General features: G+C 66.1%; 13 protein-coding genes. 8 read left to right on the top strand and 5 right to left on the bottom strand.

Translation table 11 applies throughout. The features are described from left to right. Positions 1-74: 74 nt before the first annotated feature. Both ACJH7A_RS24060 and ACJH7A_RS24065 read left to right on the top strand, forming a co-directional pair. Positions 75-359: a DUF1490 family protein gene (locus ACJH7A_RS24060; RefSeq protein ID WP_029120166.1), complete on the top strand. Its 285-nt coding sequence runs from the start codon at positions 75-77 to the stop codon at positions 357-359. Then, complete coding sequence (locus tag ACJH7A_RS24065) at positions 349-2,565, top strand: cation-translocating P-type ATPase (RefSeq protein WP_212806648.1); 2,217 nt, start codon at positions 349-351, stop codon at positions 2,563-2,565. Before ACJH7A_RS24060 ends, ACJH7A_RS24065 begins: the two co-directional genes overlap by 11 nt. Here the strand turns inward: ACJH7A_RS24065 and ACJH7A_RS24070 are convergent. Next, positions 2,523-3,140, bottom strand: coding sequence for a TetR family transcriptional regulator (locus tag ACJH7A_RS24070; RefSeq protein WP_346417022.1), 618 nt, complete (start codon positions 3,138-3,140; stop codon positions 2,523-2,525). The two genes, ACJH7A_RS24065 and ACJH7A_RS24070, sit on opposite strands and share 43 nt — an antisense overlap. Positions 3,141-3,284: 144 nt before the next feature. Here ACJH7A_RS24070 and ACJH7A_RS24075 point away from each other — a divergent pair, with 144 nt between their 5' ends. Genes ACJH7A_RS24075 through ACJH7A_RS24085 form a run of 3 tightly spaced genes read left to right on the top strand, consistent with a single transcriptional unit; the run spans position 3,285 to position 7,059 of the window. Then, the gene (locus tag ACJH7A_RS24075) at positions 3,285-3,731 is read left to right on the top strand and encodes an MmpS family transport accessory protein (protein WP_318986395.1); all 447 of its coding nucleotides are present in this window, start codon (positions 3,285-3,287) and stop codon (positions 3,729-3,731) included. Continuing rightward, on the top strand, positions 3,728-6,637 hold the full coding sequence (locus ACJH7A_RS24080; RefSeq protein ID WP_406802830.1) for an RND family transporter: 2,910 nt from the start codon (positions 3,728-3,730) through the stop codon (positions 6,635-6,637). The genes ACJH7A_RS24075 and ACJH7A_RS24080 overlap by 4 nt, the downstream gene beginning before the upstream one ends. Continuing rightward, positions 6,634-7,059 carry a hypothetical protein gene (locus ACJH7A_RS24085; RefSeq protein WP_406802831.1) on the top strand — a complete coding sequence of 142 codons (426 nt, stop codon included), beginning with the start codon at positions 6,634-6,636 and terminating at the stop codon, positions 7,057-7,059. Before ACJH7A_RS24080 ends, ACJH7A_RS24085 begins: the two co-directional genes overlap by 4 nt. Here ACJH7A_RS24085 and ACJH7A_RS24090 read toward each other — a convergent pair whose 3' ends face one another. Then, complete coding sequence (locus ACJH7A_RS24090; protein WP_406802832.1) at positions 7,060-7,833, bottom strand: enoyl-CoA hydratase/isomerase family protein; 774 nt, start codon at positions 7,831-7,833, stop codon at positions 7,060-7,062. Between the two features lie 10 nt (positions 7,834-7,843). Further along, a complete protein-coding gene (locus ACJH7A_RS24095) occupies positions 7,844-8,524 on the bottom strand; it encodes a TetR family transcriptional regulator (protein ID WP_318986399.1) in 681 nt (226 codons plus the stop codon). A 145-nt stretch (positions 8,525-8,669) separates the two neighbouring features. On the opposite strand from ACJH7A_RS24095, the gene ACJH7A_RS24100 reads away from it, so the two are divergent. Then, positions 8,670-9,722 (top strand): ferredoxin reductase, encoded by a 1,053-nt coding sequence (locus tag ACJH7A_RS24100; RefSeq protein ID WP_318986400.1) that lies wholly within the window; start codon positions 8,670-8,672, stop codon positions 9,720-9,722. Positions 9,723-9,760: 38 nt separating this feature from the next. Further along, a complete protein-coding gene (locus ACJH7A_RS24105) occupies positions 9,761-10,906 on the top strand; it encodes an acyl-CoA desaturase (RefSeq protein ID WP_318986401.1) in 1,146 nt (381 codons plus the stop codon). Here ACJH7A_RS24105 and nei2 read toward each other — a convergent pair. Both nei2 and ACJH7A_RS24115 read right to left on the bottom strand, forming a co-directional pair. After that, entirely contained in the window at positions 10,808-11,608 is an 801-nt protein-coding gene (nei2, locus tag ACJH7A_RS24110; protein WP_318986402.1) for an endonuclease VIII Nei2, read from the bottom strand. The genes ACJH7A_RS24105 and nei2 overlap by 99 nt on opposite strands. After that, the gene (locus ACJH7A_RS24115; protein WP_318986403.1) at positions 11,608-12,579 is read right to left on the bottom strand and encodes a nitronate monooxygenase; all 972 of its coding nucleotides are present in this window, start codon (positions 12,577-12,579) and stop codon (positions 11,608-11,610) included. Before ACJH7A_RS24115 ends, nei2 begins: the two co-directional genes overlap by 1 nt. A gap of 99 nt (positions 12,580-12,678) precedes the next feature. On the opposite strand from ACJH7A_RS24115, the gene ACJH7A_RS24120 reads away from it, so the two are divergent. Beyond that, a complete protein-coding gene (locus ACJH7A_RS24120; protein ID WP_406775023.1) occupies positions 12,679-13,617 on the top strand; it encodes a MerR family transcriptional regulator in 939 nt (312 codons plus the stop codon). The last annotated feature ends 98 nt before the right edge of the window (positions 13,618-13,715 follow it).

Consider the following 13,715-nt stretch of genomic DNA (forward strand, 5'->3'; position numbering starts at 1 on the left):
CTCGTGCCTCATCGCCGGGGAACGCGTGAAAATGACAACCGCACAACACATCACATGACGAGAGGGACCGCCTGATGTCGATTCACCCAGCACTGATCAAAGCCACCAGGACGGTGGCCACTGGCGTCATCGGCGTGGCGGCGTACGACGTGCTGCGCAAAGCGTTGCGTGCGGCGCCCATCCACGAAGCGAGTGTCACCACCGCATCGTGGGCGCTGCGCGGTACCCGCAAAGCCGAGGAGGCGGCAGAGAACGCCCGGCTGAAGGTCGCCGATGTGATGGCCGAAGCGCGAGAGCGAATCGGCGAGGAGGTGCCGCCGCCGTCGGTGGCCGACGCCGAACATTCCCATGACCACTGATGTGCTGACCGACGTGGCAGATGCGTCCCGCATCGCCGCCGACGCCGACCTGACGGTGATATCCGTTGCAGCGGGCCGGATTCGGGTTCAGGTTCCGTGGCTGCGGGGCGATGCCGTCGGGGCTGTGGCGATCGAAGATGCCGTCGACAAGGTCGGTGGCGTCAGAACTGTCCACGCCTACCCGCGTACCGCGTCAGTGGTGGTCTGGTACTCGCCGCAGCGCTGCGACACTTCGGAGCTGCTGGCTGCAATCCGTGCCGCGCAGGCCACACCGCGGCAGCTGGTCCCGGCTCGCTCGCCGCGTTCGGCTGACATTCACAACGCGGATGTACTGCGCATGGCGCTCGGTGCTCTGGCTCTCGCGCTCTTGGGAGTCCGTCGTTACGGCCTGGCCCGCCCGCGGTTGCTCGGGCCGGCCAGCCGCACGTTCGCCACCGGAGCGACCATCGTCACCGGATACCCGTTCCTGCGCGGTGCGCTGCGCGCACTGCGCGGGGGCAAGTCGCCCGGCACCGATCTGCTGGTGTCCGCGGCGACCATCGCGAGTCTGATCCTGCGCGAGAACGTGGTGGCACTCACGGTGCTGTGGCTGCTGAACATCGGTGAGTACCTTCAGGATCTGACCCTGCGTCGTACGCGCCGCGCCATCGCCGACCTGCTGCGGGGCGTTCAGGACACCGCCTGGGTGCAGCTTCACGACGGCACCGAGGTGCAGGTCAACGCCGAAACCCTGCGGATCGGCGATCTGGTCGTCGTTCATGAGCAGGTCGCGATCCCGGTCGACGGCGAGGTCGTCGCAGGGGAGGCGATCGTCGACCAGTCCGCCATCACCGGTGAGACGCTGCCGGTGACCATGGCACCGGGTGCGACGGTCCACGCAGGATCTGTGGTCGTCCGCGGCCGGGTCGTCGTGCGGGCCCGCGCGGTGGGCAGTCACACGGTACTGGGCCGCATCGTGGCGAGAGTCGAAGAAGCGCAACGTGATCGGGCGCCGATCCAGACGGTGGGAGAGAACTTCTCCCGTCGGTTCGTGCCCGCGTCGTTCGTCTTGGCAACGGCAACGTTCGTGGCCACCGGCGACGTACGCCGGGCAATGACCATGCTGCTGGTGGCGTGCCCGTGCGCGGTGGGGCTCGCCACCCCGACCGCGATCAGCGCGGCCATCGGCAACGGAGCACGGCGTGGCATCCTCATCAAAGGCGGTTCACATCTGGAGGCGGCCGGCCGGGCCGATGCCGTGGTCTTCGACAAGACCGGCACCCTCACTCTCGGTCGGCACATCGTCACGAACATCGTTTCTTTCCAGGAGAGTTGGACTCCCGAGGAAATTCTCGCCTACGCCGCGAGCTCAGAGATTCACTCACGGCATCCGTTGGCCGAAGCGGTCATCCGCTCGACCGAAGACAAACACATCGTGATTCCGCCGCACGAGGAGTGCGAGGTACTCGTGGGTCTGGGGATGCGGACCCGCGCCGACGGTCGCACGCTGCTGCTCGGCAGCCCGTCTCTGCTGGAGCGCGAGGACGTCGCGGTGTGCGGCGAGGCCGATGCGTGGGTGCAGCGATTGCGCCGTCAGGCCGAGACGCCACTGCTGCTTGCCGTCGACGGTGAACTGGTGGGTTTGATCAGCCTTCGCGACGAGGTGCGCCCCGAAGCGGCAGAAGTGCTTGCGCGCCTGCGGGCCTCGGGTGTGCAGCGGATCGTCATGCTCACCGGGGACCACGCGGACACCGCGCAGGCCGTCGCTGCCGAGCTCGGCATCACCGAATGGAAGGCAAACGCGCTACCCGAGGACAAACTCGCCCTGGTGCGCACGCTGCATGACGAGGGCTACACCGTTGCGGTGGTGGGCGACGGGGTCAACGACGCACCCGCGCTGGCCGCGGCAGACATCGGTATCGCCATGGGATTGGCCGGCACCGACGTCGCCGTCGAGACTGCCGACGTGGCATTGTCGACAGACGACCTGCGGCGGCTGCTCGACGTGCGCGGTCTCAGTGACCACGCAGTCGGCGTGATTCGGCAGAACTACGCCATGTCGATCGCGGTGAACGCGGTCGGGCTGCTACTCGGAGCGGTCGGCGGATTGTCGCCCGTCCTCGCCGCGATCCTGCACAACGCGTCGTCGGTCGCCGTTGTCACCAACAGCTCGCGCCTCATCCGTCACGAGCTGGCACAGTCCGGCGCGAGGTCACCGAGCAGGTAGCGCTGCAGCGTCACGCCGAGGTCGGCGGCGAGCTGTTCGTTCGAGCGGTTGGCCAGTGGTTCCAGGCCGATGACGTAGCGCGCCATCGCGAAACCGTTGACCTGCGACATGACGAGCGCGGCGCGGTAGTCGGCATCGGCGGAGCCAAGTCCTTCGGCGATGGGCGCAATGATCTTGCGCGCCAGGAAGTCCCGGACCAGCTTCGCGGCTTCGGGTTCGGCCGTGGCCGCGCGCACCATGCCGATCATGGGTTGTCGCCGCACTTCATCGTCGAGAACCTCGAGGATGAACGTCGCCAGCCGGAGCCCCGCTGAGTCCTTGTCGCCGTCGAGCACCCGGCCGATGACCGTGGCGGGCTCGACCGGCAGTTCGACCACGGCGAGGAACAGGTCGCGCTTCTTGCCGTAGAAGTGGCTGACCAGCGCCGGGTCGACGCCGGCCTGCAGCGCGATCTGCCGCAGGGAGGTCCGTTCGTATCCCAATTCCGCGAACAGCTTTCGCGCGGTTTCCTCGATTGCCTCGCGGGTGCCGCTGGGGCCCGGGCGGCGTCCACCGCGGGTGGGTCGCTGGCTCATTCGACTTCCTGATTCACAGAATTCTTTACGTGTTGAATTATAGCCCCGGCGGGTCTACTGTCATACCGTCAACCTTCTTGATTAGCCACGCTAGAAGGCGTTCCGCGCAGTCCGTGCCTCGCGTACGGATTGAAAGGGGCACGGATGCAGCAGCTTTCGATCAGGCGCCGACTCGGCCGGCACTGGATGTATGTGGTGGCCGTGGTGGTGGTCGTGGTCGCCGGGTTCGCGGTGTACCGACTGCAGGGCATCTTCGCCTCGCATGACGTCACCTCGACCCCGAGTGGTGCGGTGAACGACATCGTGCCGTTCAACCCCAAGCATGTGGTGATGGAGGTCTACGGACCGCCGGGCACCGTCGCCACCGTCACCTACCTGGACGTCAATGCCCAACCGCAGCGTGCCGACTCCGTCACGCTGCCGTGGACGTACGACACGACCACCACGCAGCCCGCGGTGTTCGTCAACCTTCAGGCCCAAGGCGACAGCGACTCGATCGGCTGCCGCATCACCATCGATGACGCCGTCAAGGACGAGAGAACGGTGAACACCGTGCACGCCTTCACCTACTGTCTGGACAAATCCGGATGAGCGCCAACCGCGTTCCCGACTTCATCCGCCGGTACTCGGTGCTGATCGCGTTCTTCTGGCTGGGCCTGGCCGTCGTCACGAACGTCTTTGTGCCGCAACTGGAGACTGTCGCCGAGTCGCACAACGTGTCGCTGAGTCCGACGGACGCCCCGTCGCTGCAGGCGGCGAAGCGGATCGGCAAGGTCTTCCAGGAGTTCGACTCCGACAGTTCGGCCATGATCGTCCTGGAGGGTGACAAGCCGCTGGGGGCGGACGCACACCACTACTACGACGGTCTGATCGACAAGCTCACCGCCGACACCAAGCACGTCCAGCATGTGCAGAACTTCTGGGGTGACCCGCTGACGGCGGCCGGATCGCAGAGCGCCGACGGCAAGGCCGCGCTGGTGCAGGTGTATCTCGCCGGCAATCAGGGTGAATCGCTGGCCAACGAGTCCGTCGACTCCGTTCGCAAGATCATCGAGAACACCCCGCCGCCAGCAGGTTTGAAGGTCTATCTCACCGGTGCCGCGCCGCTGATCACCGACCAGTTCGAGGTGGGCCGCCACGGGACGCTGAAGACCACCCTGATCACCATCGGCGTGATCATGGTGATGCTGTTCTCGCTGTACCGCCGGATCACGACGGTGATCATGGTGATCTTCACGGTGATGATGGAGCTGACGGCCTCTCGCGGCGTCGTCGCGTCGCTGGCCAACGCCGGCATCATCGAGCTGTCGACGTACTCGACAAACCTGTTGACACTGTTGGTCATTGCCGCGGGCACCGACTACGCGATCTTCCTGCTGGGCCGGTTCCACGAAGCCAGATACGCCGGGCAGGACCGCGTCGAGGCGTACCACACCATGTATCACGGCACGTCACACATCATCCTGGGATCGGGCCTGACCATCGCGGGTGCGGTGTTCTGCCTGACGTTCACCCGGCTGCCGTACTTCGAGAGCCTCGGAATCCCGGCCGGCACAGGCGTTCTCGTCGCCGTGGTCGCCGCGCTGACGCTCGCGCCCGCGCTCCTGTGCATCGGCCGGCACTTCGGCCTCTTCGAACCCGTGCGCCAGTTGCAGACCCAGGGCTGGCGGCGCATCGGTACCGCCATCGTGCGCTGGCCCGGCCCCATCCTGGTGGTGACCATCGCGGTGGCCCTCATCGGCCTGATCGCCCTGCCCGGCTACAAGACGAGTTACGACACCCGTCCGTACATGCCGGCCGACGCGCCCGCCAACATCGGCTACGCCGCTGCCGAACGGCACTTCTCCCAGGCCCGGCTCAATCCCGAATTGCTGATGATCGAAGCCGACCACGATCTGCGGAACTCCACCGACATGATCCTGCTCGAGCGCGTCGCGAAGGCGGTCTTCCACACCGACGGCATCGCGCAGGTGCAGTCGATCACCCGGCCGCTGGGGACGCCGCTGGACCATTCGTCGATACCGTTCCTGATCAGCGCCGGAAACGCCGGCCAGATCAACAACCTGCCGTTCCAGCAGGCGCGTAGCGGTGACCTGCTGAAGCAGGTCGAGGTGATCAACAAGTCGATCGAGATTCTGCGGCAACAGTATGCGCTGCAACAGCAGTCGAGCGGTATCACCCACGAGCAGGCCACGGCATTCCAGCAGACGGTCGCGACCGCCCAGGATCTACGAGACAAGATCGCGAACTTCGACGATTTCTTCCGTCCGTTGCGCAACTACTTCTACTGGGAGCCGCACTGCTACGACATCCCGGTGTGCGCTGCCCTGCGGTCCATCTTCGACGCGCTCGACGGCATCGACGAGCTGACCGATCAGCTGAACGACGTCGCGGGGAGCATCGCCAAACTCGATGCGCTGCAACCGAAGTTGCTCGCGCTGATCCCGCCGCAGATCGCCAGTCAGGAGACCAACCGCGAGCTGACGATGACGAATTACGCCACGAACAAGGGTCTCAACGACCAGGCTGCCGCATCGCTGCAGAACGCCACCGCGCTGGGCCAGGCGTACGACGCGTCGAAGACCGACGACTCCTTCTATCTACCGCCCGAGGCGTTCACCAATCCCGAGTTCCAGCGCGGTATGAAGCTGTTCATGTCCCCGGACGGCAAGGCCGCCCGGATGATCATCACGCACGACGGTGATCCCGCGACGCCGGAGGGTATTTCGCACATCGCCGCCATCCGGCACGCCGCGCAACAAGCGGTCAAGGGCACACCGTTGGGCGGGTCGAAGATCTATCTCGCCGGAACCGCGGCCACCTACAAGGACATTCAGGACGGCGCCAAATATGACCTCATGATCGCCGGCATCGCGGCCCTGAGTCTGATCCTGCTGGTGATGATGTTCATCACCCGAAGCATCGTCGCGGCCGTCATCATCGTCGGTACCGTGGCGCTGTCGTTGGGCGCCTCGTTCGGGCTCTCTGTGCTGATCTGGCAGGACATCTTCGGTATCGAGCTGTACTGGATCGTGTTGGCGCTGGCCGTCATTCTGCTGTTGGCTGTGGGATCGGACTACAACCTGCTGCTGGTCTCGCGGTTCAAGGAGGAGATTCACGCCGGCATCAACACCGGCATCATCCGCGCGATGGCCGGCTCGGGCGCGGTGGTGACCTCGGCCGGGTTGGTGTTCGCCGCGACCATGGCGTCCTTCGTGTTCGCCGACCTGCGGGTCCTCGGTCAGATCGGGACGACCATTGCCCTCGGTCTGCTGTTCGACACCTTGATCGTGCGGTCGTTCATGACACCGGCCATCGCGGCGCTGCTCGGACGGTGGTTCTGGTGGCCGCTCAAGGTACGACCACGCCCGGCCAGCCAGATGTTGCAGCCCTACGGATCTCGCCAGTCCGTGCGTCAACTGCTGCTATGGGAGGACGGCGATCCCGCGGTCGCGGGATCGGGTGCAGGTGCGCGGCGGCACGGAGGAGACGCATGACGGGCATCGAGCTGTGGGGCGGTCTGACCATCCTTGCCGGGTTGATGGCACTGATCCTGCTGGTGTGTGTCTTCGTGTACATCCGCGGCTTGGAGCGGCGGCCACCCGCCGCCCTGGGTGAACAGGTGGGCGCCCACAAAGCCGTATTGGCCAAAGTGCGCCAAGGCCAACCGATGTCGCAGGACGAGATCGACTACGCGAAGGAACTGGTGTCCGACGCCGGCTCGCCGCTCGCCTACGCGATACCCGCGCTGCTGTTCACCATGGGCTTCTTCTACGTGGTCGGCTGCATGTACGAACTCCAGGTCCACGGCGGCCACCCCTCGTTCCGCACCTTCGTCGGCGGCATCCCGATGCTGACCTCGCTCAACATCTTCGGTCAATTGCACCGGGTGGCACGACTGAAGAAGCGCGTGCCCTAGTTACCGGTTACCGAACGCTTTTGCCGCCAGATCGATGTGGGCCGAGGCCGCGAGAATCTGGCTGCGGTTCTCGACATGCAGTGCGGCCTGCAAGCTGGGGGCCTCGAGGTTGGCCCACAGCACCTGCTTGGTCGACTCGACACCGAATTTTCCGTAGCCGCACAGGGTTTCGGCGATGGCCAGGGCATCGGCGACGACGTCGTCCGCGGACAGTCGTGAGACCAGCCCAAGGCGCAGCGCCTCGTCGGCCTCGACCGTCCGGGCCGTGAGGATCAGATCGAACGCCTGACCGGCGCCGACGATCCGGGGGAGGGTGTAGCTCACCCCGATGTCGCAGCCGCCGATGCCCAGCTTGATGAACTGGGTGCAGAACCGTGCGCCGGGTCCCGCGATCCGGATGTCGGCGGCCAGCGCGATGGCGAAACCGCCGCCGTATGCCGGCCCGTTGACCGCGGCGATCACCGGCTGGCGCAGACTCTGGATCCGCGTGGTCAGCTCGGCGATACGTTCCTGCCAGCGCATGCCCGAGCGTGGAAATTCCAGTCCGCCACCGGCTTCCGGCGGGTTGGGGTCGGAAAGGTCCAGGCCGGAACAGAATCCGCGGCCGGCGCCGGTGAGTACGACGACACGGCACTCGTTGTTCCGGTGGATCTCCTCGAGGGTGCTGTGCAGGGCCTCGACGAGTTCGAGGTTCAGCGCATTGAGTTTGTCCGGCCGGTCCAGCGTGAGGACGGCGATATCGGGGCGAGGATAGGCGAGCGACAGCGTTGTCATGCGCCTGACGTTAGCCGCTGTGCCACCCGGCCACGCCGACGGCGATCATGCGCAGCTGCTTGCGTGCGGTCCGTTTGACGTCGTCCAGGGCCTTGGCGTCGTTGGCGTCGTCGATGGATTCGGCGGTGGTCATCATCGTGTTGACGAAGAGTCCGGCCACGATGTTCAGGTCCTCGGCGCTCCAGGTGGTGAGCCCCGGCAGCCGGCCGAGGTCGATCGCGAGCTCCGAGGTGATCAACCGGATTTCCGTGCGAATCGCGTAGCGCAGCGCGGTGACGCCGCTGTTGCGTTCGCGGCTGATGAAGCGCCAGTGCTCGGGGCGTTCGGCGACGCTGTTGAACAGGATGTCGACCGAGGACTCGATGATGCGCTTGGGATCGAGTTGGCCGGCGCGGGCGCCACGAAGCATCTCCCGCAGGGCGCGGAACGACTCGTCGATCAGGACCAGGCCGAGGGCGTCCATGGTTTCGAAGTGCCGATAGAAGGCTGCCGGCACGATGCCGGCCTCGCGGGTGACCTCACGCAGGCTGAGCGCGCTGAAACTGTCCTCGTCGAGCAGCTTGAGGGCGGCCGCGATGATGGCGCGGCGGGTGGCTTCCTTGCGCTCTTCGCGAGAGAGGTTGTCCTGGACGCGGGAGCTTGATGAGCGGCTGGACCTCCGGTCGCGTGAACCAGGGGTACGACTGTTCACCGAACAAAGTTTACACAGCGCACCGAAACCGCAGATCGATACAGATGTGTATGAGTTATCGATACGGATGTTCACCCTGTGATCCGGGCAACAACCTGCACTTTAAGTCTTGACGCGAACGGTTGGAGTCGGCCACTGTGTACACATGTTCACCGAAACTTTGAGCCGCCGGGTACGGCGCTCCGCCCTGGTTGGCATCCTCACCGGCCCGCATGGCGTGGACCGGTACACCGAGGTTTTCGACCGCACCTGGACTGTCAACGATGCCCGCGCCAAGGTCGTCGCGGTCCGTCGGCAGACGCCGCGCAGCGTCACCCTGACCCTGCAGCCCAACGACGCCTGGCAGGGCTTCAAAGCCGGCCAGCACATCAACCTGACCGTCGAGATCGACGGCCGTCGCCGCACCCGGTGCTACTCGCCGGCCAACTCCGAGGGCAGCCCGGTAATCGAGTTGACCGTCGGCCTGCACGACGGCGGCCTGGTCTCCACCCACCTGTTCGAGCATGCCGAGCCCGGCATGGTCGTCCACCTCGACTCCGTCGGTGGTGACTTCGTCCTGCCCGAGCAGCGCCCCCGGCGCATCCTGCTAGTCTCCGGCGGCAGCGGCATCACCCCGGTGCTGTCCATGCTGCGCACGCTGCGTGAGGAGAACTTCGACGGCGAGGTGGCCTTCATCCACTACGCCCGCAACCCCGAAGAGGCCGCGTACGCCACCGAGCTGGCCGCAACGCCCGGCGTGAAGGTGCTGCACAGCTACACTCGGTCCAACCGCGGCGACCTCAGCGGCCACTTCGGCCCGGACCACCTGGCCGCCGCGATGCCCAACCCCGATGCGGTGTTCGTCTGCGGCCCGCCGGCGCTCGTCGACGCGGTCAAGGACCTGCTGCCGGGCGCGCAGTCCGAGAGCTTCGTGCCCCCGGTCATCGCGGTCCCGACCGAGGCCTCCGGCGGCAGCGTCGCCTTCACCGAGAGCAAGGTCGACGTCGTCGACGACGGTCGCTCGATCCTCGAGCAGGCCGAGGCCGCCGGCCTCAACCCGACCAACGGCTGCCGCATGGGCATCTGCCACACCTGCACGCGCAAGAAGATCAGCGGCCCGGTGAAGAACCTGATCACCGGCGCCGTCTCGACCACCCCCGATGAAAACATCGAAATCTGTGTGACCGCCCCGTGCGGCGACGTCCAGATCGACCTCTAGACCACCCACCCAGCCCACACACTCAAAGGAGACGAACCATGGCTCAACGTCCCGCCCCCATGACCGCCGAGCAGTTCGACGAATTCGGCCGCGCGCTCGACGCCATCCGCGAACGCCACCTCGCCGACCTCGGTGACCGCGACTCCGACTACATCCGCAACATCATCGCCATGCAGCGCAAGCTGGAGGTCGGTGGCCGCGCCCTGCTGTTCCTGCCGCCGGCCTGGCCCATCGGCACCGTGATGCTCGGGCTGTCGAAAATCCTGGACAACATGGAGATCGGCCACAACGTCATGCACGGCCAGTACGACTGGATGGGCGACCCGGCGCTGCGCGGCCAGAACTTCGAATGGGATTCGGCCTGCCCGTCCAACCAGTGGCGGCACTCGCACAACTACATGCACCACACCTACACCAACATCGTCGACATGGACCGCGACATCGGCTACGGCATCCTGCGCATGAGCGAGGACCAGAAGTGGAGCCCGTACTTCCTGGGCAACCCGGTGTACGCCTTCCTGCTGATGGTGTTCTTCCAGTACGGCGTCGCGCTGCACGAGCTGGAGGCCGAGCGCATCCGCACCGGTGAAATCCGCCTGCGCGACAAGAAGGACATGCTGCGCGAGATGTGGGCGAAAGTCCGTAAGCAGACCATCAAGGACTACGTGGCGTTCCCGCTGCTGGCCGGGCCGTTCCTGCCGTTCGTGTTCGCCGGCAACATGACCGCGAACCTGATGCGCAACGTGTGGTCGTACGTGATCATCTTCTGCGGCCACTTCCCCGAGGGCACGCACGAGTTCACCATCGAGGAGACCAAGAGCGAGACCCGCGGCCAGTGGTACTACCGCCAGCTGCTGGGTTCGGCGAACCTGTCCGGCGGCAAGTGGTTCCACATCTTCAGCGGCAACCTGTCGTTCCAGATCGAGCACCACCTGTTCCCCGACATCCCGGCGCACCGCTACGCGGAAATCTCGCCCGAGGTCAAGGCACTGTGCGAGAAGTACGACCTGCCCTACAACACCGGCCCGATCCACAAGCAGTTCTTCTCGGTGGTCAAGAAGATCTGCCGCCTGGCCCTGCCGGACTCATGGCTGACAAAGCGGGCACCAGAAGGTGATCCGGTCACGGAGGTTGTTGAGGTCGCCGACGACGTCGAGGTTCTGGTGCCGGTTCCGGTCGCCTGATTCGATCAGCGTCCCGCACCTGCGACACGCCTGCCCGGCCCGGCCGTAAACCCAGAGTTGACGGCCGGGCCGGGTATCGCCCGTTGTAGTCCTGCTCCATCGGTTTCTGTTCAGCCACAACATGTCCCGGGCCCGCTGCGCCAGCCGCAGCGGGTCTTTCACTGTGCTGACCGGGGCGGTCGGGCGGCGGCCGACGATGAAACACAGCTCATTGGCGTAGACGTTGCCGACGCCGGCGAGGTTGCGTTGGTCGAGTAGTGCTTCATGCAGTGGCCGGTCGGGGTCCTGGGTGAGGTTCTGGGCAGCCCGGTGTGGATCCCAGTCCGGGCCGAGCAGATCCGGGCCGAGGTGCTTGACGGGCTCCTCGTCGTGGTCCCGCTTGAGGACTTCCAGGATGCCGAGTTCTGAACCCACCGCTTGAATGTCCTTGGTTTCCAGGATGATTCTCGTCTTGTGGTCGGGCCGGCGGGGCCTGGTGTTGACCTGCCACTTGCCCTCCATCTTGAGATGCGAGTGGATGCTGGCTTCGGCCGTGCGGATGAACAAATGCTTGCCGCGGCTGATGACGTCCTCGACCGTCTGGCCCGTGAGGTCGACGGTGGCGAACTTCGGGACGCGAATGTCGCAGCGCGTCAGCGTCTTTCCCTGCAGCGCCTCACGGAGGATCGCTGCGGTGTGAAAAACGGTGTCGCCTTCGGGCATCAGCGGATGTAGGCGTGGGCTCGGGTCAGCGCGCGTTCGGCGTCGTGCGCGATTTTCTGGACCAGGGGAGCGGCCAGTTCCAGCTCGTCGATCAGGTCGAGGGCCTCACCGGCCCAGATCGGCACGTAGTCCATGTCCAGCTCGGCGACCTTGGTGCGGAACTCGTTTTGTGCCTTGGGATCCGCGTCGAGCTCGGCGTCGCGGTCCTGCCACGTGTCGGTGAAGACGCTGCGCAACGTGCGCGCCGGATACTCGGCGGGCCAACGCGTTTCGACGGGCCGGGCGGCGATGTCGATGGCGCGTCCGCTCGTGGTGTCCGCCGCCTTCGCCTTGAGCATGACCTTCGACTCGGCGGCGCTGAGCAGGGACTCGTGGGTGGCCTCGAATCGGGTGCCGATCATGGCGCCCGCGGCGCCGAGCGTCAGTGCAGCGGCCAGGCCGCGGCCGTCTGCAATCCCACCGGCGGCAAGAACCGGGATGCCGTGCGCGATGTCGACGACCGCGGGGACGAACGGCAACGTCGACCGGCCGCCGTGGTGGCCCCCGGCTTCCCGGCCCTGCGCGACCAGCACCTGGACTCCGGCGTCGAGGGCCTGCTTGGCCTCATCGAGGCTGTGGACCTGGGACAGCAGCGGAATGCCGGCGTCGTGGATCGCTTTGGCGAACGGGGCCGGGTCGCCGAACGACAAGATGATGGCGGCGGGCTGCTGCGCGATCACCCAGTCGATGATCTCCTGATTGACCGCCCAGGTGAGTAGGCCGACGCCCCAGGGTTTTTCGGTGCCCTGCTTGGCCAACTGGCATTCGGTGGCGAGCATCGTGAGGTCGCCGCGGCCGCCGCCGATCAGGCCCAGCCCGCCACCCTCCGACACCGCGGCTGCCAGCCGGCCACCGGATACGTCGCCCATCGGGGCCAGGACGATCGGGTGCTCGATGCCGAACAGTTCCGTCAACGGGGTGTGCAGGGCCATGGCTTCACTCTAGGACTCGGTGTGAGCGGGTCCCGCGGCCGCGGAAGTTGACCTTGCCCCCGGCGGCAATGTTTACCCTCTCGATTGAGGACATTGACCATGCAGATTTCCGAGCTGGCCCGGCGGACGGGCGCGTCGACCAAGGCCGTGCGGTACTACGAGGACCTCGGCCTGCTGGCGCCGTCGCGCCTGCCCAACGGCTACCGGGACTACTCCGAAGAGGATGTGCAGATCGTCAGCGAGGTGCGTGCTCTCGCCGCCGTCGGCATCGCCCCGTCGAAGGCCGGACCGTTCATCGACTGCCTTCGTCATGGCCACGAACACAGCGACGAGTGTCCCGAGTCGCTCGTGGCGTATCGGGACAGCATCGCCGTCCTCGACGAGACCATCGCGTCGCTGACGCGGCGCCGACACGACCTCGCGGCGCGGCTCGACGCCGCCGCATGCCGAGCATTCGACAAGAAGGACGAACCGTTGACAGATTTCACGACGCTCCCCGCCGGCCTGCCTGTCCCCGAAAACGACGGCGCCGCTGATCATCTCGTCGGCCTGGAGGTCCCCGACATCACGCTGAGGTCGAGCGGCGGTGGGGAAGTCCAGCTGCGGCAGCTGCCGGCGGGGCGGACGATCGTGTATCTGTATCCACTGACCGGCCGTCCCGGTGCTGACCTCCCCGCGGGCTGGGATGCGATTCCCGGGGCCCGAGGGTGTTCCACCGAGGCATGCGACTTCCGTGACCACTTCGCCGAGCTGAAAGCCGCTGGGGCGAGCCAGGTCTGGGGACTGTCCAGCCAGGACGTCGACTATCAGGCAGAAGTGGTGCGTCGGCTGCGACTGCCCTTCCACATGCTGTCCGACGAGACGTTCGTTCTGGCCGACGCGCTGCGGCTCCCGACGTTCGCTGCCGACGGGCACCCGCGCCTCTACACCCGACTCACCATGGTGATCTGCGACGGCCGCATCGAGCACGTCTTCTACCCGATCTTCCCGCCGAACACGCACGCACAGCAGGTGCTGGACTGGTTGCGCCGAGCGTGAACTCCATCGTCGACTTTCCCGGGCAGATTCATACGGTCAAGACAACATCCATTGATTTGGGAGGTTGTCGTGCCCAGTGGGTATCCGCATTCGAAGCA

Source organism: Mycobacterium sp. SMC-17, from assembly GCF_045310915.1.
In the GTDB taxonomy this organism is placed as follows: domain Bacteria; phylum Actinomycetota; class Actinomycetes; order Mycobacteriales; family Mycobacteriaceae; genus Mycobacterium.

Bases quoted from the DNA above. Each gene is read 5' to 3' on its own strand.
- nei2 (WP_318986402.1), bottom strand. From the start codon at position 11,608: ATGCCCGAAGGCGACACCGTTTTTCACACCGCAGCGATCCTCCGTGAG.
- ACJH7A_RS24070 (WP_346417022.1), bottom strand. From the start codon at position 3,140: ATGAGCCAGCGACCCACCCGCGGTGGACGCCGCCCGGGCCCCAGCGGC.
- ACJH7A_RS24090 (WP_406802832.1), bottom strand. From the start codon at position 7,833: ATGACAACGCTGTCGCTCGCCTATCCTCGCCCCGATATCGCCGTCCTC.
- ACJH7A_RS24115 (WP_318986403.1), bottom strand. From the start codon at position 12,579: ATGGCCCTGCACACCCCGTTGACGGAACTGTTCGGCATCGAGCACCCG.
- ACJH7A_RS24100 (WP_318986400.1), top strand. From the start codon at position 8,670: ATGTTCACCGAAACTTTGAGCCGCCGGGTACGGCGCTCCGCCCTGGTT.
- ACJH7A_RS24085 (WP_406802831.1), top strand. From the start codon at position 6,634: ATGACGGGCATCGAGCTGTGGGGCGGTCTGACCATCCTTGCCGGGTTG.
- ACJH7A_RS24080 (WP_406802830.1), top strand. From the start codon at position 3,728: ATGAGCGCCAACCGCGTTCCCGACTTCATCCGCCGGTACTCGGTGCTG.
- ACJH7A_RS24105 (WP_318986401.1), top strand. From the start codon at position 9,761: ATGGCTCAACGTCCCGCCCCCATGACCGCCGAGCAGTTCGACGAATTC.
- ACJH7A_RS24060 (WP_029120166.1), top strand. From the start codon at position 75: ATGTCGATTCACCCAGCACTGATCAAAGCCACCAGGACGGTGGCCACT.
- ACJH7A_RS24065 (WP_212806648.1), top strand. From the start codon at position 349: ATGACCACTGATGTGCTGACCGACGTGGCAGATGCGTCCCGCATCGCC.
- ACJH7A_RS24075 (WP_318986395.1), top strand. From the start codon at position 3,285: ATGCAGCAGCTTTCGATCAGGCGCCGACTCGGCCGGCACTGGATGTAT.
- ACJH7A_RS24120 (WP_406775023.1), top strand. From the start codon at position 12,679: ATGCAGATTTCCGAGCTGGCCCGGCGGACGGGCGCGTCGACCAAGGCC.